This window comes from Mesorhizobium sp. WSM4844, assembly GCF_055811775.1.
The window spans coordinates 97955-121146 of record NZ_JBVVQB010000010.1 but is presented as its reverse complement, the minus strand read 5'-3'; the positions used below and the strand labels follow the sequence as shown (position 1 = coordinate 121146).

Sequence of the window (23192 nt, the reverse complement as noted above, 5' to 3'; positions counted from 1 at the left end):
GAGGGCAAGAGGGGAAGTCGAATGGCAAGCTTGACCGAAAAGACAGATACCGAAATCGACCAATGGATACGCAACCACGAGCAAAAGGGTGCGACAAGCGCGCCGCTTTACCTGCAATTGCTAGAGGAGCGCGCACGCCGGAGTCAGGAAAAAGGTCACCTCAATATCGACATGTCTCTGGAACTGCTCGCCCAGGCGGCAATCGAACAGCGGTGCGTCACCTATGGCGATCTGGCAAAGGCAAGCAAGGTCGAATGGAGCCAGGCCCGGCATCGAATGAGCGGCGCGAATGGGCACCTGGATCGTCTCCTTGATGTCTGCCATGCACGCGGCTTGCCCATGCTGCCTGCAATCTGCGTCAATGAGAGCGGTCGCGACACCGGAGACCTAGAGGCGAACGCATTGGGTGGCTTTGCAGCTGGCGCTAGGCGGGTCGGATTCGCAGTCGCCGACGAGCTCTCGTTTCATCGCCAGGCGCGCGATGCCTGTTGGCATTGGGGTAGAGAGCAATCACGAACGGGGTGAGGTGATGCCGTGGGAGCTTCATTCGCGCGGCGAAAATGCGACCTTAATGCCGAGTGCCCGACGATCGCGAAATGGCGGCCTGTCAAAGGAGCCCGACAGCTGTTTTCAGCTAACGTGCGAAGTGCTCCGCGCGATTGTTGTTTGGCAAGTTTTTTCCACCACAAACTGCATGCCGTCGCGAATATGAATGCACGGGAGCCGTTTGCGGCGCTGGGATCGTGAACATGAGTGGCTCAGAGCACCTAATAACTTGGGCAGTAGGGACTCGCCTTTCACAGCCTCACCCACCCTCCCAGTGCCCCAGCATCTCCAGGGCCATCGCCGCGCGCCCGTTTAACGCCTCGTAGGCGAGGAAGCTACCTGAAGCCCCGCTGCCGAGCCTGGTAACCGGCCGGATCTTGCGCCCCTTAGCTCGCAGCAACTTCTTAAGCTCCGGCCTGGCGCCCTTTCTGAACGACTGCCTCGCCCGTTCCATGGCAATTACGCCGACGATGCCGGCGTTGACGAACCTTCTCCAGCGATCGATCTCCAGTGCCTTCTGAGCTGGGCGCTTGCCTGCGAACTGGTTCTCGAACGTCGGGACCATGAACTGGAAGTATCTGCCTTGGAGCCTGGCGAAATTGAATCGTCGCAGATCGTCTAGGAAGTTGATCCCGAGGTCGATCAGCTCCTGCCGGTCCAGCGTCACTTCAGTCCTGGCTCGGTGTTCGCTGACAGGCAGATCATCCCAGGTTCCAGCTTCGATGTTCTGGTTGTCGATGAGCTTCTCCATCACTCGCCACCTGACCTGCCCATCCCTTCGGCCAACGTAGAACGTCGCATCGATCGGAGCAGGTCGGTCTGCATGAGATGAGAGCAGGTTGTTCGCTCCGATGATGAAGGTTGGTTCCTTTCGATTCGACAGAAAACGTGGTCTGTCGGGGCCGACAGTCATGAAATCCCGGTCTGGAAACAGGTGCCGGGCTAGCACCCCCACCATCCTCCCGAGCTTGTCGGAGGACGGCGTCACCGGTTTGAAATCCAGGCTAATCTCGATCGAATGAATCACCCCATACATCTGCAAAGCGAATTCTCGGTCGAGCGCGCGTTCGCATTGTCCCAGGAGATCCAGCGTCGGTTCTTGGACCTTTACCCGAAACTGAGTGCTGACGTTTCCAGGTTCCGGATCTAGCGGCTCTACATAAGGTTGCCGGCCAATGATGGGACTGAGAACGTCTCGGACAAATCGGAACTGGGTCCGGTGCTCAAACCAGAAGTCAATCTCGGCCCAGTCAATGACCGCTCGGCACGTGTAGTCACCGAGATCGATCACCGGGTGAACAACTGTTCTTCCGGCAACCCGCCGCTGCACAGCTGCCGTTGGAGCTGCGCTGTATTCCAGCTCGACCTCGCGCTTCGGGTCTTTGATGCCCCTAAGGACGACTTTGGTCGAGTAGTTCATCTGTGGCGGCCCATCCATCGAGCAGCCTCTCGACCACACAGGATGGCCTTTATCCGAGTCGCATTACCCATGCGACAGGCGGTGCCCTAGGCCGTTTCCATCTCGCCAACTTCGGGCGCCGTGGATCCCCCAATGTGTGCTCGGCCGCCAAGACCGCAGTAAGTCATAGATGACTTATGTATAGATTCGACAGTATATCTCAAATATTGGATTTATACGAACCATCATTGAGTGATAGACTTAGCTAAATGGTCCAATTGAAGAACATTCAATTTGCATAGATCATTGGGAAGTCAAAATACCCTATCGCTTTCTGATATATATTAAGCAAGATCATAGACTTAAGAAAGAGAACGAGCATGAAAAAAGATAGCAGGAATGCACATCGCCAATCCGAGATTGCCAAATTCCTCGACAAGCGCATCTACGAACTAGGGCACCGGAAGAGCCAAAGAGACATAGCCAGGGAGATTGGACTTACCAACGACAACGTCATTTCGATGATGAAAACCGGTCGAATCAAGGTGCCGCTTTTTCGGGTTGTGAGCATCGCCAAGGCGCTAGAAACCGATGCTCGTGAGCTATTCATCATGGCGCTAACGCAGGACGGCAATGAAAGAGACCGGGCAGCCTTTGAGGTAATTGTCGGCGAGCGCGTTTCAGCCAATGAGAAAGAGTTCATCCGCGTGCTGCGCAAGGTGTCGAACGGAACGGATCCGAAGATATCGGTCGTGCTGCGAAAGATATTGCGCGCCCTCTTTGGTGACATGGGCGGCACGAAGCAGGACGATGATGCTGAGTGATGCCCGCGTCGAACTGATCACTGTGACCAACCGAGGTCGACCTTTGTTTCGTTCAGTTCGAGTGTTGCATGACGCGATCTGACCCTGATCGGACCTTTCGGGATCTATTTTCCCTCCAGAAACCCGACATTCGGTCCAGCCAGCGCTCATGACCGAAAGACGACTGACGTCTACCGGCGAGGTGGACGGCAGCTTTGTTCAGCATGTCGGCCCAACAGGCAAACACTACCTTCGCCTCGAAGCGGACATTCCGGCCGGCATGGTCAAAGGTGACGCCGTTTGACATTCCTGCGACGCAGCCTAGTTGGCGGTCCCTTTCTCGCATTCCGGCAATCGCTGAGGCTTGGCGAACTTCGCCAGCGCCTCGGGGCTCGCACAGACCGGGAAGCCGGCCTTGCGCATTGTCTCGAGGAAGCGCTGGTGCTCGGCGTCGCTGTAGCCCGGCTCGTTTGCCATGGTTTCCATGGTCAGATCGGGAAAGCGTTTGAGCGCCTCTGCGACACAGGCTTTCGTGTCTTCCGTTCGACCAAGGGCGGCGAACGAACCGCACCGCATCGACCACTTGGGGACGTTGTAGGTTTCCGGTGTCATGCGCACCTGCATCTTCAGCGCATCTTCATAGCGGCCGGCCATGAAATAGGCATAGGAGAAGAAGTTTGTGGCCCACAATGGGTAGTTCGGATCGAGTCGGATCACCTGGTCGACCAGTTCCACGCCGCGTTCGGGTTCCCCGAAGGTTGGCGCCCAGCCGATATAGAAGGTCAGGATTTCAGCTGAACTCGGAGCCATACGCAAGGCGGTGTCCAACTCGACCTTGGCGCGGGCCAGGTCGCCCCTTTCGCCAAAACTCATGCCGAGCACGGCGTGCGCCTCGGCGTCGCTCGGATCAAGCCTGACGGCGCGCTCGGCCGCTTCGACAGCTGCCTTCCGCTCGCTCTCAGGGCTGACGCCGAAGCTCGCCAAAAGACTATGCGAATGATAAAGCTCGACCCAGGCGCGGGCGAGGCCGGGGTCCAGCTCGACGGCGCGGGTGAGCAAGCGAATGGCCTCTTCGACATCCGCCTTATTAATCTGCGCAAGCTTCTCGGTGCCGAGCAGATAGAATTCGTAGGCGTTCAGGTTTTCCGGCCGCTTGCGTTTGGCCGCGGCCCGCCCGGCGCCCTGGATCAGCCCTTCGCCGCCACCGAGCCGGTTGGTGACCTGCTCGGAAATCTCGGTTTGGACGGCGAACACGTCTTCATCCGGCCGGTCCCAGCGCTCCGACCACAGATGCTTGCCTGACGCCGCCTCGATCAGCTGCGCATTGATCCGCACGCGGCTGCCCTGGCGCTGGATGGAACCTTCGAGCACATATCCGACGTATAGCGCTGCTGCGACCTGGCGGACGTCCACCGGCTTACCCTTGTAGGCTTCGGTGGAATTGCGGGCGACGACCTGGAATTCGGGGAAACGCGCGAGGTCGGTGATGATGTCCTCGGTGAGGCCGTCGGCGAGGCGCCCGGTGGCCTCGTCGCCGCCATAATTGCTGAAAGGCAGAACCGCAATGGACGGCTTGCCGATGGCAGTATCAACCGGCCGCAGCCACCACCACGCTCCAGCAGCCGCAAACGCAAGCAAAACAAGGGATGCAGCCGCCATCGGCAGAAAGCGCCGGATGCGGCGAGTGCGCAGGCTCCAGCCGAGCTTTGCCCCTTGCATTCTGACGCTGTAGGTGCGAACCGGCTCGGCGATATTCTTGATCTTTTGAGCGCCGGCAAAGTCAATTGGCAGGCTGAGCTTGCCTTTCATGTGGTCGTAGGCGGTTCCCGAGATGAGCACGCCGCCCGGCTGGCAAAGCTGCTCAAGGCGCGCCGCCACGTTCACCCCGTCGCCGAAGAGATCATCACCTTCGACCACCACGTCGCCGAGATTAGTGCCGATACGAAATACTATGCGGCGCTCGGCAGGAGCCACGCTCTGATGCGCGGCGACTCTGGTCTGAATGGCCACGGCGCAAGCAACGGCATCGACGACGGAGTGGAACTCAACCAAGGCGCCATCGCCCATGAGCTTAACGACACGTCCGTTATGCTCGTTGAGCAGTGGATCAATCACCTCCGCCCGGAGCGCCTTGATCGCTGCGAGCGTCGCCGCCTCGTCGGTTTCCATGAGGCGCGAGTAGCCGACGATGTCGGCGGCCATGATGGCCGCCAGCCGCCGCTCCGTTCGAGTGGTCACCACGCTGGCGTGCTCCCACAGCCAGAGCTGTGCTCTCGCATCTGGCTCGCTTCGATCCTTTCAGGTCTCGACTCAAACCGCAAGGCGAATGGGCTACGCGTTTGCCAGCTTCTGCGATGGCACGCTGCTCACTGCTCTCGTCCGCGCCTTCCGTTGGAAGAACATGATCGACAAACGGCGGCGTTGGCTCGATCAGTGAACTGGCCAGGGCAGAGAAGCTCAAGACCTCCTACGTCGCGTAGCTCCTACGGCCTGCGCTGCTCGAGCCCGACGTTGTTGAGGCGATTCTCGATGGTCGGCAGCCACCTACCGCAGCTTCAGCGGCTCATGCGCGGGTTTCCGATCGAGTGGACGGAGGCAGGTAAGCCGTCTCTCACATTGAACCCCGATTTGATCCACAGCCGAGTTGCGCGCTCCGCAAGATGGAGGGCAACTTTGCGCCGATCCTGGTCATTTCGCCGACCCCTCCCGTCCTCCGTTGACGGCCTGCACCACAGCGAAGGTTGGTATTCCGCCCATTTTTCGAGTCAGCGCGCTGCCGCGAAGGCGCAAATGGGACCAGTCTGATGCCACAGTCCCACCTTGTCGAATGTCTGCCATTGCTTTTCGATCCCCAGAAGCTGCTGGTTCGCTCCCGTGAAAAGGCTGACTGTCAGCAACGCGCCGCCAAATCGACCGTTCACCTACGAGCCCTTGCCGCGTGAAAGCCGACATTCCTGTTGAGGACGTTAGGCGTTCCGGAACTACGGCAAGAGATCCGTCACAGCGCGCCCACTTCCGTCCATTGCCATAGGGAAGCTGGCATGTTCGTGGATGATTTTCCAAGAACCGGCGATGCGCCCTAGCACGATGGTTCGCCGGCTCCAGGAGTCGACCTTTGTGCCATCGGTCTTAATGCCAGTCATGCGCGACAGCCCTCCGGCTCCAGCGCAGACCGCGAGCATGGGGCGCATGTTCGGTCAGTCCCGCTAATCTAGCGGGATCAGTGAAGTAAGCGCCCGTCTGCGAGTGCACCACGGGTGCCGGTTCTGGATGCCGTGAGAGGAAGCAGCAGATGATCGCCGGGGTTCCTAGGAACCAATCGACTTTGTTTCTAACACGGGATGAACCCCAAAGATGGAAGTCCTAGGATTTTCTTGGTTAGATCAAGGGGATGCTCTTTGTTGCGGCAGACAAGTATTCCCTCAATGCACCGCTTCGCGTGGGGTGCAGGCTGGCCGTCTGAAGGGAACAGGCCTGGTCAGGCATGCCCACGTTGACAAACGTCAACTTGGGCCATCGATCACTCGTGATCCGCAACGAATTCTGTCAACCAGAAACGTGCGTTCTCTTAGGCGAAATAAGAGTCTGCTTTACCCTAAGTTTACATCAGGTTGACAAAACCGTCCGAAATCCAAGTTTTTGGAAAAGTGTCAACGAAGGCGGGATCCAGGAGGCGCTCCGCGTCGGAGGCAGACTGCTGTATGGGCCGAAGTGTAGGATGATCGGGCGCTAGAAGTCTCGATACCGCAAGAGGCCTATTTCATGTCCTGCGTAGTTCCTAGGCCGATGTTCCCGTAAACCTCTGACAGACCACACCTAAATAGGCGCATTGACCTGTGCCGAATGCGTGTGCTTGGGAGACATCCGAGACTGGCGCTCAACCATATTCGTCGTTCGTTTCGCTGCTAGAGGGCCCCAGGTGCTGCGATCCGTGTCCGATGGTTCTCTCATTCGATCTCGTTCTCGATGACCGTTTATTCACGGCACATCGTCTTTGAGTAGTCGGCGGAATTCCATGAACCAACCGATGTCTGGGAGGGTCAGCGAGATGTCGCAAGAGTGCATCCGGTCGCAGGGCGCCGAAATCACTCGCCACGCTGTCAGGGATGGCCGCCAGAGAGCGCCATAGTGTGCTGCGGTCCAGTTGCAGCAGTCCGGTGCTCGAGCTCGCCAGTGAGCTCGCCTGCGAACCCTGGCTCGTCATAACAGTCGTCTGGCAGACCCGTCGAGATAGTGCACGAGGATGTGGACCGGGCGAAGCTTGGACGAATCTCCGTTGACACGGTAACGGTCACCATGTTACCAGAACCGTGACTGCTACCGGAGATTCGATCATGGTTCTTACGCCCGCCGAAAAACAGAAACGCTACCGCGAACGCCAGAAGGCGGCCGAACTGGCGGCGGCGAAGGCCACGCCGACTAAGCCCGGCTATCTGAAGCGGTCATTTTCCGAGTTTGTTGGGGATCGTCACTTTTCTTTCGATGCCAGCTTCGATGCCTACGGAGTCCACATATCCGGTCCGAACTTTTTGAGAACGGAAATCCAGACCTTCAAATCTGAGTATCATCGCGACGAGCCGGTCACTGCGCTTGAACGTGCGGTAGGCATTTTGGGCGCTTGCCTCGACGCCGCCGATGAACTGTCGGTGCTGATCAACCAATACAAGCTGGCAGAGGTCGACAGGGCGATCGATGAAGCCCTGGAGGCTAGTGCCAACCTGCCGAGAGGCGACGTTAAGGCGCTGAAGGCATCCATCGCCGAGATCGACCGTCTGAAGGCGATCCAGACCCAACTACGAGCGCCGACGCGGTTCGTGTTCCCTTCCATACAGGTGAAGGCAGAGCGTCCCGACTGACAGCGAGGAATTCGCCGGAGTGTTTTTCGATTCAGCCCGATCTCACTCCGGCGATGTAGCCAACGGCAGGGCTTAATCCCGCCGATAACAAGGAGAAGATTATCATGACCAACGTTATCGATCAATTTGGCAGTGAGCGCGAGTTTTTCGAAGATCAGTTAGAGAATGCCGAAGCTCTGCTAGGGAAGGCCGAAGCTTTGCTCAAGAACGTCGAAGGCATAGGAGCGGGGCAAATCGGGATCCTGCAAGCACTCATAGGGTCGTTACAAGGCCAGTTGCCGCTTATCGACCGCGACACAATTGAGAAATTGATTGCACATGCTAACAGCCACCCTCCGGATGATGACATCGATCATTTCCCTGTCACACTACTCGACGTGATGACAGCCCTCTTCTACGGCGAAAATTTCGATGCCGAAGCAGTGGTCAAGGAGATCCATCAAACGATCCTCCACAACATCAGGCTCAATGATCCATGGCCCGAGCTCACTCGCGAAACCCTCGCCCTGCTGATCGGGAACCGGAGAAGCAAAGCCAATTCGCTCGGCTTCTACAATATGCACAACGGCCCGTATCCTATGGGGATGCCATCGCCTCTGCCGCCACTCACGCTTGCAGAGAAGCTATTGGCGGCGAGGTGGCGGGGATGGTTGATCGCAGGCCATTCATAGCCGGCGCTTCCACTCAAGCCCCTCGATCGCGGGTGCTTCAATGCAGCTTACTGAAGGCGAATTGCTCACAGGTGAAAAGCCTCGGTCAAAGAAGCGCATCGAAATAATGACCCGTCTGGAGCTTCAGATCCGGGTGGTCTTCTTGGAGGGGTTGTTCGAAGGTGCAACAGGTAAGGTTGCGCCGGTCTCACCAGCCTGATTGATCGTTGATCGACGAAAGGGGGCGGGGATCACACCGCGCCCCTTTTTCGCATGCGTTCCAACTCTGGCCTGCTGGTGTTTCTAATCAAGCATCGGTGCGGCGTTTCAAAGCTCACCTCTTCAGAGAACTCGCCCAACCAGAGCGCGTCACTCATCGAAAACGACACAGTGTCGCATGGGAACTTCAAAGCCGCCCAGACGATTGGGGGTAGATCGTGTGAGGCAAAGGCCAAGATGGACCCAGCACTTTGGATAGCATTCGTCGGGACGGTCATCTTCATGCAGATGCCGCCGGGACCGGACAGCATGCTTGTCATGGCTCGTGGCATTGGACAAGGACGCGACGTTGCCCTGTTCACGGTGCTGGGAATGACAGTCGGTGCGGGAATGGTGCAACTCCCGCTGATCGCGCTAGGGGTTTCGTCTCTCTTAAGAGCTTCCCCGCTCGCATTCGCAGCGCTCCAATGGATGGGAGCGGCCTATCTCGTTTGGCTGGGGTCGCGCCTGATTTTCACGTCACCGGATGCCACCGCGCAACATGAGACACGACCGGTAAAGCCCCTTGCGGCAGCACGCGAAGGCATGATCGCCAACTTGGTCAACCCGTGGCCCATCACCTTCATGGTTGCGTTCCTGCCTCAATTCGTTGACCCGCATCGAGGGTCCGTGACGATGCAACTGCTGCTGCTAGGCGCAACGCAAAAGATGACGGGTGTCCTTGTGCTTGGAACCTACGCCCTCGCGTCCGGCACGGTAGGAGCGTGGATCATGGCGCGTCCACGTGTCAGGCTTTGGCAGCAACGCATCGCGGGTTGCTTCATCGTCGGACTTGGCATCCGCATGGCTTTCGGCAACAGCACAAGCCGCTAGAGGGATCATCCGTTCCGGCCTGTTGCCCGAATGCAGCCGTCCTTCGCCTGATTGGCCTTTAGGGTGCTGTCCACATGCTCCGCGATTTGACTGGCAAGGTGCGCGTCCTGCCGGGGGTTGCCGGAACCGCTGACGTTGATGGCGAGGTTCGGCGCATAGGTGTTGGCGAAGCTGTTCCTGCCGACGATGCCGCCCGTGGCGAAGGCCGGTGCCTTGCCGATCTCTGAATTCCATCGGCCGGCGAATGGCGATCACTGGCAGGCTAATTATAATTAGCCACTCGCCCCGGAGGTGGCGCAGGCGCACGCGGAAACGAGACGCTGTGTATCACCCCTTCGAAGCAACGATTTTCCGGCCTGGCTTCGTCACTCGCATTCTGACACGGCCGGCAGAATCGCGCGGCCCATCGACGACAAACGGACGTTTGAGCGCAACAAGCAGGTCTCCGGCTACGACATCGAGGAGGTGGCGCCGTCCTATTCGGTGGGTGGCGGTCGCGGCAGGCCGGCCAATGAGCTGATCGTCACCTCTTTTGCTATGCGCCGAATGTGCTAGTTTCTGCACTTAGCGAGGATCCGAAATGAAAGTTTTTGTGAGTTGGTCGGGGGAGCAGAGTAAGCGGATAGCTCTCGCTCTAAAGGATTGGCTTCCGAGCGTTTTGCAGTTTGCCGATATCTTCATGTCCGAAACGGACATCGCTTCAGGCGATCGGGGTCTCGCCAGAATAGCCACAAACCTGAACGAAGCCCGTTTTGGCATTGTTGTGTTGACAAAGTCGAACTTCACCGCGCCTTGGGTTCTTTTCGAGGCAGGCGCATTGTCCATATTCCACGGAAAGGTGGCTCCGCTTCTATGTAACATGGACCCGCTTTCGCTACTCGATAGCCCGTTGCAACAGTTTCAGCACAACAAGTTTGAAAAGGAGGGTCTCCGGAAACTGGTAAAGGCAGTGAACGCGCTCTCTGAGTCGCCCATTGACGACGCCCGCCTTCAAAAAACATTCGAAGTATGGTGGCCCAGTTTGGAGGAGGAGTATCGCTGGATTTCGACCGACTATGCAGATGGCTCGCCCGGCGCCCCTCCTACGGAAGATAAAATAGCATCGGCGTTAGCGCAGATTTTTGACGAATTGGGCCAACAACGCCGGGTTCAAAATGTGATGCAGGGCATGGTATTTGCCACCTTGAAGGAGCTAGGCGCCGCAACTCCGGCTACTGTGAGCGACGGTTCCACGGTTGAACTTCGGCCACCGGCATGGGCGGAAGGCCTGGCGCCACCTGTTAGGGCACGCAGCGGCCCGTCTACGAAATGGCTGAAGATAGGCCACGCCGTCGGCTAGTTCGAGCTGCTCGGTATCGAACGCGTTTGTCGGAATGAGCGAGCCGCAGAACGCGCCCGCGTCCTGCCCGGCAGCACTAATGCTGGCGGAGAGGGTGGCTCGCTGCCCCGCAGCGTGCTACCCGCCGAGCCCGCACGAGTGTGGGACTTTGATCGGTATCGATCCTAGCCGTTTGCCATCGTAGCCTTCCGCGACCGTAGCTATCACCGCGGAATTCCAGCCATAACCGCAGTGGGCGGTGTCCGGGCGTTCCAACAGACCGAGGTATGTCTGATCGTTTGAGACAATCACGTTGGTAATTTTCATGTCCTCCGGCAGATACGCTTTGGGGAAGAGCCGATAGCTCAATAGATCATTTGGATCCGTGAAGGCGACAAAGCGGATGGGGCCGGACGGCTCCGCGATAAACGTCTTTTTCTTTCGAACTCGTGCGCTGGCGAACACGTCGAGGAGCGATCCGCTGGCGCGATCCGCCGATCTGTCAGCTGCAATCTTGGCGGTGTCTGGAGAGTAGGTTGCGGCGTTCAGGAGAGGGATCTGGTTTGCCAGCAGGAACACCATCTGGACATCGCCAATGCGCTGGGCAATCCGCGACTGTTCCGATGCCGGAGTGGTTTGCCAAATCGATACGATCGCGTCGGAGAGTATTTTGCTGCCAAGGCTTTCGGCGACCAGCACAGTCTTCCGTCGCGGCTTGCTGTCGTCGATAACGCACTTGCCCGCGGCTGAAATATTGCCGCCCAGAGCGTCACAGATTTCGGAACGCATCCAGGATCTGATCGGGTTGCCAGCAATGCCCGTGTAGATGACGGCGTCGGAAAAGCAGTCGTCGATTAGACCTTTCTTGAGATCCCTGTTCAGGCTGGCACGCTTCAATTCATCATTGTGATCAAGCCCAATCGCGATTTTTGCGCCGGCCGCGAGCGGTGACCAGACGAGATAACGGAGTTCGAGTGCATGCCCGTTCACATCATGGTCGAACGTGACGCGCGCGGCGCGCGCTGGGCCATACATAGTGTTTCGCCTAGACGACCCAATTGCGATTGCCTGTTGGAGAAGCGCGTGACGATTATCTGCCCAGTCTTCTTTGTGAGTGCACATCCCATGCACCCATACAACCCGTAGGTCTTGCTGCTTGGCAAAGCTCATTATACCGCCAAAGCTAGACGCGTTGTTCTGGCCAGGCTCTTCAATCTTCGGGGGGATGTAAGGAGTAGCACACCCCGAAATTAACAGTGCAGCGCCGAAGAGGAATGCAGAAAATAGCTCGCACAACGGGCGCTTTAATATTGGTGCCATTTCTCTTCCCCCACTCACTCTTCAGTGAAGCTGAGAACGGGATAAAAAGCGAGTCGTTCAACGTGCCATGGAAGACGCTTTGGGCCGCGCTCCTGGCAGCGGAATGCGCAACCCGCTATGCCCAGCGTCGATTATCGCGCCAAGCCTGGCGTCACATCGGTGCGAGTCGCCATCGATGTGCTTCTCTGGCCTTCAATTCCGAGGCAGCTTGTGAATTTCCAGCCTTACCGGTCCGCCTCTGTCACAACTCGTGCAGAAAAGCGCTCTCTCGACCGTGTTAAACAGCGCATTCTTGCCATAGCGCCGAACAAGCACGGTTGGCTTTACCTCGGCGTGGTGCGAGCAGTTTTTGCACCAGGCACGCAGCTTATGCCAATCGCGCAGGTCGCCAAGCGCGATATCGAGGCCCGCGTGCACGCTGCCATCGACGATGGTCTGCGGGTCGGCCTTGGCCTCGCCTGGTGTCAGGATCTTCTCCATCACATGTCTACTGTTGTAGTGGATCAAAAGCATCCCCGGGCGGCGCCTGATTGCGGCCTGCCAGGCGGCCTGGCTGACCATGGAATCGGGGGAGCGACAGATCGTCTCGACAAGTTGCGTTTCGTCGCGATCCCAAACTTCAATCCGAAAATTGTCTTCCGCCCTTTTTGCCATCGCTTCGCCGGTCGACGCTTTTCAGCAGCCGCGCACTCGTCCCCTCCGATACACACGAATAAGGAACATATTCCGCTTTCGTCAATGGTGCGCTTGACTCTTTTGTTCTCATTTCGTTCACTGGCGGTATGAGCTAAGAAATTTGGCTTTCCAAGTATTCAGGCCACAGTCTAAGGGCCGGACTGGCCACCAGCGCAGCGATGGCGGGAGCCTCCAGCTTCAAGATCAGGTCGCAGGCCGGCCACGCTTCCGACGCCATGCTCGCCCGCTACATCCGCGACGGCGACATGTTCACCAGCAACGCAGCCGGAGCAGTTCTCTAGTTGGAGGTCGGGCTGGGTGAATTGAGAACATCCATCAGCGCACCTTGCCACGCGCTTTGAAGCTCTCTCTCGGTGCACTGAATGCGCTCAAACCCCGAGCGTTTCGCCGCCAGAAGCACGAATACTCGCTGTTCCATGTCGTAGGCACCGGACGCAGTTTCCCACTTCTGCTGTAAAGCCACCGACCAGCATTCCGCGCCGATCTCCACGGGAATATGCTGATTGATCGAAGCCAAGCGATCCTGCACATCGCTCGTGTGGCCAACCTTGAACATATTCCGCTTTCCATAGCGCAGCGCGTAAGTCCAACTGGTTTCCTGTGCGCTGCGCGTGACGTTGTAAATCGCGTCAGTTGGTCTGGGGCCAGTGGTCGGACGGAAGAACTGGTTCAGGCGACGCATCTTCGCCAACGCCGGAAGCGCGGGAAGCTGCACTTCCTCTGACACAAGAGCCAGAACGCTATCGGTATCCGAGGCATCGAGTTCCACGACGCCCGGAGTAGCCAACATGGGAAGTTGCTTGGACAGCACGTCTGTTAAAAACGGCGCTGGAGTGAACCGCCACGCCTTGACCAGCGGCACGGCGTAGGGAAAGCGGAAATGGTCATCGGCATCGAAATCGCGAGGGTCAAGGTCCTGACGGTCAATGAAGTCGAGCGTGCGAAGGGGTTCAAAACCGATCTCCCCCATGCCAAGCAAGCGCCCTCGGTTTTCTTCGTCGGTCCGCTCGGTCTGTGTGCCGACAAAAACGAGGCGGTCTCCGCGATCTGCCAGTCGCAACAGTCGTTGCTGATGACCCTCCATCGTAAACGTCGCAAGCGGTATGCGCCCGAAGCTCGTTCCCCAAACTCTGGTTGCGAAAAGTCTCATCGCTATTCGTTACGCGAAATAGGTTTCTAACCTCTGATACACCCCACATATCAGAGCCTAGACGACCTTCATCGGCAGGCCGATCACGGCGGATTTTCAGAGCCTCCAGCGATGCCCTCGCCAAGGCGGTGGCGAGTAGCTGGGGAATGTCCCGATTTTTGTCCTTGGCGCCGCTTGGCGCAACTAGCGCAATTCTTGACCAAACGGAGGACGCTAATACCAACGCCTGCGGTAGGACGATCGCAGTCGGTGGGACGCCGTGCGAGCTTGCATTCTACTTTCTAAGAGACGTTGATGCACAGTTAGCCAATCGAAGATTGAGGCTTCGTTGTTAGCAACGCTCACCAATGTGGATCTTTCCACGGGGAAGTAAACTGCTTCATCCATGAAGCGGTTGGGTAGCAGGCAGATCAGATGGTTATGGCTATCCGAGTGATAGTCTATGTCCAAGCCATCGAAATCGAACAATACAGGCACGGAACAGTCGAGCCACTGCTGTGGCAAGAATTCATCGGGCGAGTGGGTCGTTCGAACATCCCCCTCCGGCAGCCTGCGCCAGTCCGACAGGTTCTTGTCTATCCTTGGACGATCCCTCTTTAGCCGCTTGCAGTCAACGATCCAGAGCATGTTCCGATAAAAGGTCTCCCTTGATATTCGTTCAGCAGGAGTGACCGGGGAGTGCTGAAACTCCATGACAAGACCGTCCGGCGTTCTTACATCTGCGATGTGGCGCTCTCCGGTCGTTTCTGATCGTAGGACCGTCTCTTGCCACGAGACCGGAAACAGGTTTTTCCAGCGCCGGTGCCATTCGGTCTCAGGCTCCCACCACGGGTCGCAGGTTCGCAGCCCCTTATGCGCCCAATGCCAGACACGCTGTGTTCCGCATTTCGAAGTCACCGTCTCGCCGCAACCGGGGCACTGCCCGGTGAGGGTCGGCTCGGGTTCTCGGCGCTCGCCACCGACCAGTGCAAACTTCACGTTCAATCCCCCAACCTCTCAAAGGGGGTGATGAGTATCCGATTTGGCTGCAGGGTCAAAGCTTTCCGCTTCGGTCAACGTATCGGAGCCTTCAATCCCGCCAGGTGTCATGAGGTGCTTCAACTTTTACTTGTCTGTTTTACGGAAGGTCATTCGATCCCTCCTACGATGTGACAAAGTTGGTATACGCGGCGGAGCATGTATCGCTCATATGGTCGCCGAAGGGTTGGCCGACGTGGAGTGGTGGCAAAAAACTTTCGTTCGTTTGGGAAGGGATACTTGAGCTGTGGATCAACTCGTGGCACCCGCACGTGAGCGACATAGGACGCGGGTTTATCTTCCCAGCCAAGGCCCGTCGAGCTGGCAGGCGTTTCTTGCGGAACCCGAGAAGCAATGGCGAACGGGCTATTCGGCAAAGACGCTCGCGCACTGTTGGGAGGACAGTGGCGGCCTTCCAGACGAGATCGCTCGAATGTTCGGCGTTCCGGCGGAGTTGCTGTTGGCCCTGCCCGAACACAAGGTGCCACTCGACGGTGGCAATCGTGACAGCCAGAACGACGTGTTCGCGCTTATCCGGTTTGGCGACAAGACTTGTGCTGCAACCATCGAAGGCAAGGTGAACGAGCCGTTCGGGCCTACCGTGGGCGATTGGTTTTCGAACCCGTCGCAAGGCAAACGGGAACGCATGCGCCATCTGTGCAGCTTGCTGGGATTGGATGAAGTCCCGCCATCCAATATTCGGTATCAACTGATGCACCGGACGGCATCGGCTCTTATCGAGGCGCGGCGCTTCAAAACCGACGAGGCCGCAATGGTCGTTCATTCATTCTCGCCCCAGCGAATGTGGTTCGAAGATTTCGCGCGGTTTCTGCGTCTCTTAGGTCTAGACGCGATACCCGACACCGCCAACGTGCTGACCCTAAAATCCGGTCAAAGGCTCCGATTGGGATGGGCTTCTGGCAATGCCGATTTTCTGGCCCGTTGAGATGCTCCCAATGTTCGCACCTCTCTGGGTGATCTGACAGTCTCGAACCTACGAGCGGTCGAAGGCGACAAGCTGGCAACTTCGCCGATACCGAGTGCGTTCAGGCGCAGTCGCCGCCCTCCACTTTTCAGCCTGAAGAGTAAACCAGCCGGTTGCTTCAAGCGTGATCGAGATACACGAGAGACATAAGAGCGATCTGATGACACGAGAGCTAAGACTCCGGTCCAAGCTGACGCAGAAAGGCTCGCCTTCAGGATGTGGATCGCCGACAGGATGCACTCTATTCATTGAGCATTGATCTTGGTGACCGGTCCGCGCATCGTTCAACCATTTTAAATCTCAGCTTCCAACCGAGAGATCTCCACGTCCAGCAGCTTAAGTTTGAAAAACATTTGGTCACCATCGTGCCGTGATGGAAACGAAGCCGGGCCGGTGAGATGGTCATTTTGACAGACGTCACAATGTCAATCCTGGCCCGTATCCTGGTCGCGCGCCGCGCGACCTATCCGAAAGCGCTGATGATCCCTTACCAGAAGGCGAAAGATGAGTTCTGACGGCATCGTAGGATGAGGAAGCTCTTAGCGCTCGCGCTCCTGATCGTTTTGCCGCCGCTCGCTTTTTACGGCTGGTTCGAAGTGAGCGTCCGCCGGATCGTGACTGAGCAAGGTCTTGACGGGACCTATCGCAACGCCCTCAAGCATGCTTCGGCGTCTTCCTATCTCTATTCCGGACTGAGGCTTCTCGGGCTTTCAGAGACAATAGCCGAAGAGATGGTCGTCCGGTGTGGAATGATCAATGAATTTGCTGAACTCTATGTGAAACGCGGAAAGCCCGACACGACTTTGGAAATCATGAAGGACCTACAGAACAATATGGTCGGTATCGGGGTCGCCAAATGGCTTGAGAACAATTCCGCCGAAACACGTGTCACTCTTTTCGTTGTATTGGGGCAGCAAGGTATCCTTGCCTTGTCCCAAAATACGCTAGGTTTTTTTTCGGACTCCGGGGAATCGGCGGCTGACTATCCAGGCGCTAAGAATTGGTTCATGGCGCGGCGGGAGCAGATCGATCGGGATGTGCAATCCGCATTGGACATAGTCGCTCGGCGCAAAGGCAATTTGATTGGAAAGTCTAGGGGCGAAAGATGAGTTTTTGACCGGATCGTCAAGGGCGGCATACTGCCCGACGGAAACACCACCGAGCCAAAGGGGAGCGTTTTTTATGAGGAGGTGTGGGTGATCAGACCGCCAAGACGACAGGGCGAATATCCGATCGGGAGATCGATTGCCAGGAGGCCATGGAGCCGGGCTTTCAGGCGATCGTCGACTGCATGATTGAAGCCGGATGGACCGCGTGGAGAGATCATGCGGTCTTTGAAGCAACATGACCCGAAAGGAAAGCGCCAAGGTCGAGGCGCAGCTCGTGATAGCTCGCGCGATGATACGTGCATGGAAGCCGAATTAACAAGCAATGCTTGCTCTCTCGTATATTGTCGCAGTCGTGGGTGCGGGCAGCGGAGACCGCGGGCCGCTTAGGCCGGGGAATGAATTGGTGCGTAATGGTCTGATGACGGCAGAACAGCAGGAGCGGCGGAAGCGGTCCGTTGGACGATGGCGCACGGTCGATCTTGTCGCGAAACGGCTTCTAGAGGTCGTCCGCAACTTTATAGTGATTGCGGTAATTTTGGCCGCAGCCGAGGCGAGCGGCTCTGTGACCTTGCTAGTGATGGGACTGGCAACCACGTTAGCGTGGATGGCGTTCGTGTTCGCCCCGCTCTTTATATGGCTTCAGAGCGCGGAGAAAGCAGGCATTGCGCGACCGCTCGCAGCGATATCGGTCGTGATGTTGGGACTACTTGTCCTGTGGTTCATTGACGACGTGGTCGCAACGCTCTTGGAATTGATCAGAACCATCCAATGAAAGGTCGCGAAACGGGAGGGCTAAAAAGGGGACCAATTCTCGCAGCCAAGTCGCTGACACGCCCAGCCCTTCTTTCCGACCGCATCGTTGGTCTCTCCGGCGCCATTCTCAATGTCGCTACGTGCGTTTTCAAGCGTCCTTCCTAGCCATCCCTTCCTGCCAAAGAGCTCATGATTTTCGCCCGGCCCGTTGATGATGTCACTGACTGCGTTGGATAATGTCCGCATAGTCCAACCGTTCTTCCCCAGAAGATCGTTATCATCGCCAAAGCAGCCATCGCCTCCAAAGTCGCCTTCCAGGCACTTTTCCAGCTCGCGCAGTGTCAGGCGGACTGCAATACAAGCCGCGGCAGCGTAGGGCTGCGCTCCCGTTTCCACCACGCATTGGACGGCTATGCGCTGTTCGGGATTGAGCCCGGCACCAAGCAACTTGGTTCCGGCGCAGGTGGCAAATGAAGTCGCATCTCCTTGCGACTCAGCCGCGCACGCGACAGCAGCGGCCTGCTCAGGAGTGACGTCACCGCCCATAATTTCGGTGGCTGCGCAACTGGCAAAATTCTCGGCATCGCCTTGGGCCTCCATCGCGCAGTCGACCGCCGCCTGCTGCTCGTCGGACAGCTCTTCGTCCAGGAAATGGTCAGCGGCACAACTGGCAAACTTGTCAGTGTCACCGCCCGATTCCATCGCGCATTCGGCGGCGGCGCGCTGGTCCTTGCTGAGCTGGCCTTTTAGGACGCACGTCGCGAACTTACCGGTGTTACCACTCGCATTTTTCTCGGCGCATTGAATGAATGTCTGCTGGCTTTCGGAGAGAATGACGCGCTGACCAGTGCAGGCTGTGAATGCAACGACGTCATCAAGATCCACCTCTTCAGCGCAGGCCCGCGCGACCTCTTGAGCTGAGCCGATTGGTCGTTTGTAGACGCGCTTAAAGCGTGGCTGAACACCCCCTTCCTGATCGTCGTCAGCGAACGGATCTTCCCTTACCTCCGGCCCCGGAAAGGGCAGAATCAACGGCGGAGCTCTTCTGACCACCGGGTCAAAACAAGGCCCTCCATTGAGGCAGCTCTGCAGGACAGGGGGAGGCACGTCAAACCCAGAGCAGTGCCGCATCTGCCACCCGGTCCTCGCGCCTCTCGCGAAAAAACAATCGGATATTACCCTACGCTCCCATTCTCCGGCCGTCACGCTTGTGCCGGCGAGAGCTGCTGCGGCAGCGGCAAACAGGAGGATGAAAAACCGTTTCATGCAAGGGCCTCTGATCTGCAAGAATCTTACGGGCCTGCTATGCGATGAGAGTCTGACTTTCCCCTATGACTTCTCAACTAACGTGACTTTTAATAGCCTATTCAACCTGACAGCATTTTATACGCTCACCGAAACGGTGAGTCGAATCTTTCAGGGCCTCTCTAGAGCGCTGCCATTCCGTTCCTAAATCCTCAGCGGGCATGCGTGGATCAGCGTGAAGAGGCGGCGGGGAGATCGGATTGATTGAGCCGATGCAGCCTAAGCTATCTACGAGCCACCCGGCCGGGGCGAGTGGTGCTTCGAGGCCAAGTGGAACGGCTAGCGCAGCCAGATCATTCTGCGGGACGGCATCGCCCTGGTCTTCACGCGCCGGCTTTCGGCGGTCTTCGTGCGTTTTCGCCCGCCAAAGCTCGAACGCACGGTTGAAGCGTCACACTGTCGCTGCCGCATACCAGGCTCGACCGCGCCCTTGCAGTTCCTGATCGGAGATCACCTGACAGACCGCGCCCCAGCAAGCCGTCGGCATTTCGGATCGAGCCGGAAGTCCCGCCAACACGGCGCTACTCCTCGTCACTGAAACCCAACAGCGTTGCATGACGTATGTGGCCGTGCTCGCCACGAAGATGCTTGACGCGCAGTTTCATCCCGGGCTTGACCCATTGCGTTGCCGGCCGCTTCTTCATGGCCTTGGGCGGCGGTCCGGCGTGTTCCTGGACGCGCTTCCACAGTCGTTCCCGTATGTCATGGCCCAATGTGATGAAGGCAGAACCGGCATAGTTCCCGGTGCCGGGCTCGGCCAAAAGTGCGAACGCCGCCTTGCCCCGCTCACGCTCGACGCCAAGCAGCTCGAATTCGTCGACGGTGAAGCTCTTTGTCTTCAGCCAGTTCGTTGTCGGGCCGCTACGATACTTGCTGCCGCGGCGCTTCGAAACGATTCCCTCGAGGCCGGCCTGGTCCACGAGATAGAACACCGCGTCGCCATCGCCAGGCATCTCCTCGCTGAACTGGATGCGGCTGTCGGTCGGGATCAATCCATGTAGGATATCACGCCGCTCCTCGACAGCTAGATCGCGCAGATCCTGGCCGTTGAGGTGCAGCAGATCGAAGGCGCCGAGATAGAGATCATGCTGGCGCTGCGTGATCGCTCTGCGAAGTGCGGCAAAGTCTGGCAGGCCGGCTTCGTTGGTGACGATGGTCTCGCCGTCGATGATTGCGCTGTCGAGATCCAGTTCCTTCGCGGCGTCGACCAGGTCGCGATACTTGGCCGACCAGTCGATGCCGGTTTTCGTGTAGATGCGGACGTCAGGCCCATTGATGACGATCTGGGAGCGGTAGCCGTCGAGCTTGATTTCGTGAATCCAGTCCTCGCCACCGGGCGGCTTGGCGACCAGCTTGGGTTCCATCGGAGGGATAAACGCCAGCCTCGCCCCACTCATAAAAACCCCACGTCCCCAGGCTATTCAATAAACTTTGAACGTTTCGGTTCCCTGAAACGCGAAAAGCCCGCGCCCTGGATGGGGAGGACGCGGGCTGGGCCATCCGATCGCAGCGTTGTCTGCGAGAACATGCTGCAGAAGCCCAAACTATTATCGAAAGCCATTGTTCCAGACGCAAAAAAGCCCGCCGCACCTTCGGCACGGCGGGCTCAATCTGACAAGAATCACTTTTTATCTGACGGCTTTGGTTGCTCGGCGGCCTTCTTGAGTTCGGTTTCAAGCGCCTTTTGATAAACGCGAGAGGCTAGGCCTACGCTTTGCTTTGTCACTTCTTTGATCGCACGCCTCTGCTCAACAAACGAAGATGCAATCCGCACGCCCGTGTCACTCTGTCGTCGCTGCTGCATGTTCATCCACTGGTCCTCCGTTGCTGTTCCCGCCATGCTCTGCGAAATAGCTATTTACAAAGCGCAGGTTTCGATCCGCTTGGAAATAGTGCTTCCGCTTAATCCATACAAAACCGTCGCCCTTTGAGATCACGGCAACGTCAATCGCGCCACCAACCGTCTCTAATTCCCGCGACACCCTACGCTGCAGAGATGTCAGACTTACAAGGGATTCAGCCAAATTCGCCAGTTCATCCTTTGGCAGGCTCATCGCCATATCAACAATAGGCGACACAAACCGTTCCCGCCGAATTCGCTGGTGAGATTCCCAAAACTTGTCGACAGCCGCTTGAGTGGCGGCAGAAAAGGCATCGCTCATTCTCTCGACGTCTGCCTTTGAGTGCCCAAGAGCCACGGCGGTATCGATCGCGCTGGTATAAAGCAGCCCTCTAATGCTTTCATGAAGCTGGACAGCGTATTCTGGGTCAATGCCTTGCATAAATCGATCAACCATGTCCGTTTGCGCAAACGGCATTACCCCACCTCGATTTTCACGGGTGGCATCAAATTTATCAGTTTCGAACGCCTTGATCCGGCCGCAAAGTATTCCGTCGATCCGAAAGGCATGGAGCGACGGCAAAAGCTCTTTCTCTCCGAACCCAGCCACAACCAAGCCTGACGCGGCAGGGGATGGGTGAGCCTTTCGGATAACGAGCTCCGCGAATACTTTTAATTCTTCGATGATTGCCGACATCTGTTCCAAAATGCCGCGTTTCAGGACTGCATCTAGCTTCGGCTCCAGCCGAGCGATCAAAGTTGCCCATTCTTCGTCGGAGATGAAGTCGTCGATACCTTTCAGCTCAACGGTCGCAGCCCTGATCTCTTCGGCAAAATTAGTTTTGAATTCTTCTGGACCCTTGGCCGCGATCGCGCAGCCGTCGATGTAGTGCTGAAGCCATGTCTCAACAATTGTAAGCGCTGCGATGTCTTCATCATCGCTGTTGAACGAAAAAAATGTAAGCAAGAATTCGAAAAGGTCATCGGTCCAGAGGAAAACCGTGTCAAACCGCTTTCCTGGCTTTCTGCGGCGGTATTCTTTGAGGATCGTCTCCCACGGGAACCGCATGAACTCGGCATTCCCATATATCATGGCTCCAACGGGTTCCGTTTTCGAAATCGAAAAAAGCTTATCGACGGTGTCGTAAGTCTTTTGTTTCCCGCCCCTGGACAGGGTGACTTTGCTGTCAGCCGCCAAAGCAACCGCCGTTTTGTTTATTACAGCAATTTCGGCCGTCATTGTCCCACTCCCATCTTTTGGACGAGAAGAGCAGAGTCGGCGCTAAAAAGCAAAAGAAGGGCTGACGGGATCACCCGGCAAGGAGTTATGGCGTTTCTGGCGTCAGCGGCTCAAGCGGGGCCGGCGGCGGCGTGATGATGAATTCCCCGGCGCCGTTGCTATCTGGGCCTCAGCAAAGCATTGCATTCGGCCGCTCGCTCGACGGATTCGACAACAGGGGCCAATCACGGCATGATCCGCCAATGGTGTCGGGGGATACCTCATGCGTTTAAAACGAAATGCTAGGCGGTCGGCCTTTCGACAGCCGCAGAGGCTGTTGGCGATTGTGACGGCGCTGGGCGTCGCAGGCTATTTCGTTTCTGAGGGCGGGCCTGCCCTATCCTTGACGCCGTTGCTGGGTTCGATGCTTGGTGCGGATCCGATCGTCGGCATCGCATCTGTGATCGACGGCGACACGATCGAAATTCACGGCCAGCGGATCCGCTTCAATGGCATTGATGCGCCCGAGTCTTCCCAACAATGCGACGATGCGAGGGGCTTCCGATATCAATGCGGCGCGAAGGCAGCCGCGGCTCTTGACGGCTTTCTTTCGGAATCCCGCTCGGTGCGCTGCGAGTTCGTCAGTTGGGATAGCTATCGCCGTTACGTCGGCAACTGCTCGCGAGGCGACGGAATCAACATCGCTGGCTGGTTGGTCGAGAACGGAAACGCCCTCGACTGGCCGAAATATAGCAGCGGCGCCTACGCAGGTCAGCAGGCGCTCGCCAAGGCAGCGGCGCGCGGAATCTGGTCGGGATCGTTCCAGGTGCCGTGGGAGTGGCGGGCTGAGCACATTGCCACAGAGAAGTCGACGAGCGCCCCGCTCTTCGCCACCGGCAACATCGGGTGCAAGATAAAAGGCAACATTTCAGCCGAAGGGGAGCGCATCTATCACTTGCCAGGACAGAAATTCTACGAAGTGAGCCGGATCTCGGAATCAAAAGGCGAACGGTGGTTTTGCTCAGAAGCAGATGCCCGTTCGGCAGGGTGGCGACGATCAAAGCGATAGGAATCTGGGGCGGGGAGGCCGCTTTGCGCAAGTCCATAGTCGTGTGGGCGATATGCGAAGGGCGC

24 protein-coding genes and 1 pseudogene are annotated in these 23192 nt (G+C 57.5%); 15 read left to right on the top strand and 10 right to left on the bottom strand.

Features of this window, described 5'->3' with window-relative positions:
• Positions 1–21: 21 nt before the first annotated feature.
• Complete coding sequence (locus AC0L2A_RS11375) at positions 22–525, top strand: hypothetical protein (protein WP_473608850.1); 504 nt, start codon at positions 22–24, stop codon at positions 523–525.
• 280 nt (positions 526–805) lie between these two features.
• Here AC0L2A_RS11375 and AC0L2A_RS11370 read toward each other — a convergent pair whose 3' ends face one another.
• Positions 806–1966 carry a hypothetical protein gene (locus tag AC0L2A_RS11370; RefSeq protein ID WP_473608849.1) on the bottom strand — a complete coding sequence of 387 codons (1161 nt, stop codon included), beginning with the start codon at positions 1964–1966 and terminating at the stop codon, positions 806–808.
• Positions 1967–2325: 359 nt separating this feature from the next.
• On the opposite strand from AC0L2A_RS11370, the gene AC0L2A_RS11365 reads away from it, so the two are divergent.
• On the top strand, positions 2326–2769 hold the full coding sequence (locus AC0L2A_RS11365) for a hypothetical protein (protein WP_473608847.1): 444 nt from the start codon (positions 2326–2328) through the stop codon (positions 2767–2769).
• Positions 2770–3069: 300 nt separating this feature from the next.
• On the opposite strand, the gene AC0L2A_RS11360 is transcribed toward AC0L2A_RS11365, so the two are convergent.
• Both AC0L2A_RS11360 and AC0L2A_RS11355 read right to left on the bottom strand, forming a co-directional pair.
• The gene (locus AC0L2A_RS11360; RefSeq protein WP_473608846.1) at positions 3070–4989 is read right to left on the bottom strand and encodes an adenylate/guanylate cyclase domain-containing protein; all 1920 of its coding nucleotides are present in this window, start codon (positions 4987–4989) and stop codon (positions 3070–3072) included.
• A 740-nt stretch (positions 4990–5729) separates the two neighbouring features.
• Positions 5730–5891: a nuclear transport factor 2 family protein gene (locus tag AC0L2A_RS11355; RefSeq protein ID WP_473608845.1), complete on the bottom strand. Its 162-nt coding sequence runs from the start codon at positions 5889–5891 to the stop codon at positions 5730–5732.
• Between the two features lie 1191 nt (positions 5892–7082).
• Between AC0L2A_RS11355 and AC0L2A_RS11350 the strand changes: the two genes are divergently transcribed.
• The 5 genes from AC0L2A_RS11350 (at position 7083) to AC0L2A_RS11330 (ending at position 10685) form a co-directional block, all read left to right on the top strand.
• Entirely contained in the window at positions 7083–7604 is a 522-nt protein-coding gene (locus AC0L2A_RS11350; RefSeq protein WP_473608843.1) for a hypothetical protein, read from the top strand.
• 104 nt (positions 7605–7708) lie between these two features.
• The gene (locus tag AC0L2A_RS11345; protein ID WP_473608842.1) at positions 7709–8275 is read left to right on the top strand and encodes a hypothetical protein; all 567 of its coding nucleotides are present in this window, start codon (positions 7709–7711) and stop codon (positions 8273–8275) included.
• Positions 8276–8315: 40 nt separating this feature from the next.
• Positions 8316–8474: a hypothetical protein gene (locus tag AC0L2A_RS11340; protein WP_473608841.1), complete on the top strand. Its 159-nt coding sequence runs from the start codon at positions 8316–8318 to the stop codon at positions 8472–8474.
• A 236-nt stretch (positions 8475–8710) separates the two neighbouring features.
• Positions 8711–9346, top strand: a complete 636-nt coding sequence (locus AC0L2A_RS11335) for a LysE family translocator (RefSeq protein ID WP_473608840.1) — start codon at positions 8711–8713, stop codon at positions 9344–9346.
• Positions 9347–9926: 580 nt separating this feature from the next.
• Entirely contained in the window at positions 9927–10685 is a 759-nt protein-coding gene (locus AC0L2A_RS11330; RefSeq protein ID WP_473608838.1) for a TIR domain-containing protein, read from the top strand.
• 117 nt (positions 10686–10802) lie between these two features.
• Here the strand turns inward: AC0L2A_RS11330 and AC0L2A_RS11325 are convergent, their stop codons facing one another.
• The gene (locus tag AC0L2A_RS11325; RefSeq protein ID WP_473608837.1) at positions 10803–11699 is read right to left on the bottom strand and encodes a hypothetical protein; all 897 of its coding nucleotides are present in this window, start codon (positions 11697–11699) and stop codon (positions 10803–10805) included.
• Between the two features lie 402 nt (positions 11700–12101).
• Here AC0L2A_RS11325 and AC0L2A_RS11320 point away from each other — a divergent pair, with 402 nt between their 5' ends.
• Together AC0L2A_RS11320 and AC0L2A_RS11315 are read left to right on the top strand one after the other, a co-directional pair.
• Positions 12102–12770, top strand: a complete 669-nt coding sequence (locus AC0L2A_RS11320) for a hypothetical protein (RefSeq protein ID WP_473608835.1) — start codon at positions 12102–12104, stop codon at positions 12768–12770.
• 68 nt (positions 12771–12838) lie between these two features.
• A complete protein-coding gene (locus AC0L2A_RS11315; RefSeq protein WP_473608834.1) occupies positions 12839–12961 on the top strand; it encodes a hypothetical protein in 123 nt (40 codons plus the stop codon).
• Here the strand turns inward: AC0L2A_RS11315 and AC0L2A_RS11310 are convergent.
• Both AC0L2A_RS11310 and AC0L2A_RS11305 read right to left on the bottom strand, forming a co-directional pair.
• Positions 12958–13830, bottom strand: coding sequence for a hypothetical protein (locus AC0L2A_RS11310; RefSeq protein ID WP_473608833.1), 873 nt, complete (start codon positions 13828–13830; stop codon positions 12958–12960). The genes AC0L2A_RS11315 and AC0L2A_RS11310 overlap by 4 nt on opposite strands.
• Positions 13831–14043: 213 nt before the next feature.
• Positions 14044–14808, bottom strand: a complete 765-nt coding sequence (locus tag AC0L2A_RS11305) for a competence protein CoiA (protein WP_473608831.1) — start codon at positions 14806–14808, stop codon at positions 14044–14046.
• Positions 14809–15094: 286 nt separating this feature from the next.
• On the opposite strand from AC0L2A_RS11305, the gene AC0L2A_RS11300 reads away from it, so the two are divergent.
• The 4 genes from AC0L2A_RS11300 to AC0L2A_RS11285 all read left to right on the top strand — a co-directional run bounded on the left by AC0L2A_RS11300 (position 15095) and on the right by AC0L2A_RS11285 (position 17713).
• Entirely contained in the window at positions 15095–15793 is a 699-nt protein-coding gene (locus tag AC0L2A_RS11300) for a DUF6946 family protein (RefSeq protein WP_473608830.1), read from the top strand.
• 566 nt (positions 15794–16359) lie between these two features.
• Entirely contained in the window at positions 16360–16941 is a 582-nt protein-coding gene (locus AC0L2A_RS11295) for a hypothetical protein (protein ID WP_473608828.1), read from the top strand.
• An 83-nt stretch (positions 16942–17024) separates the two neighbouring features.
• On the top strand, positions 17025–17180 hold the full coding sequence (locus AC0L2A_RS11290; RefSeq protein WP_473608827.1) for a hypothetical protein: 156 nt from the start codon (positions 17025–17027) through the stop codon (positions 17178–17180).
• Between the two features lie 164 nt (positions 17181–17344).
• Positions 17345–17713, top strand: coding sequence for a hypothetical protein (locus tag AC0L2A_RS11285; RefSeq protein WP_473608826.1), 369 nt, complete (start codon positions 17345–17347; stop codon positions 17711–17713).
• Positions 17714–17733: 20 nt separating this feature from the next.
• Here the strand turns inward: AC0L2A_RS11285 and AC0L2A_RS11280 are convergent, their stop codons facing one another.
• Entirely contained in the window at positions 17734–18726 is a 993-nt protein-coding gene (locus AC0L2A_RS11280; RefSeq protein ID WP_473608824.1) for a hypothetical protein, read from the bottom strand.
• A 619-nt stretch (positions 18727–19345) separates the two neighbouring features.
• On the opposite strand from AC0L2A_RS11280, the pseudogene AC0L2A_RS11275 reads away from it, so the two are divergent.
• Positions 19346–19456: pseudogene (locus tag AC0L2A_RS11275) on the top strand (YcjX family protein); the annotation flags it as partial.
• Between the two features lie 64 nt (positions 19457–19520).
• Here AC0L2A_RS11275 and AC0L2A_RS11270 read toward each other — a convergent pair.
• The 3 genes from AC0L2A_RS11270 to AC0L2A_RS11260 form a co-directional block, all read right to left on the bottom strand.
• Positions 19521–20363, bottom strand: coding sequence for an ATP-dependent DNA ligase (locus AC0L2A_RS11270; protein ID WP_473608823.1), 843 nt, complete (start codon positions 20361–20363; stop codon positions 19521–19523).
• A 257-nt stretch (positions 20364–20620) separates the two neighbouring features.
• Complete coding sequence (locus tag AC0L2A_RS11265) at positions 20621–20809, bottom strand: hypothetical protein (protein WP_473608822.1); 189 nt, start codon at positions 20807–20809, stop codon at positions 20621–20623.
• The gene (locus AC0L2A_RS11260; RefSeq protein WP_473608820.1) at positions 20781–22079 is read right to left on the bottom strand and encodes a hypothetical protein; all 1299 of its coding nucleotides are present in this window, start codon (positions 22077–22079) and stop codon (positions 20781–20783) included. Before AC0L2A_RS11260 ends, AC0L2A_RS11265 begins: the two co-directional genes overlap by 29 nt.
• A 325-nt stretch (positions 22080–22404) precedes the next feature.
• Between AC0L2A_RS11260 and AC0L2A_RS11255 the strand changes: the two genes are divergently transcribed.
• Positions 22405–23127, top strand: a complete 723-nt coding sequence (locus tag AC0L2A_RS11255) for a thermonuclease family protein (RefSeq protein ID WP_473608890.1) — start codon at positions 22405–22407, stop codon at positions 23125–23127.
• Positions 23128–23192: the final 65 nt, after the last annotated feature.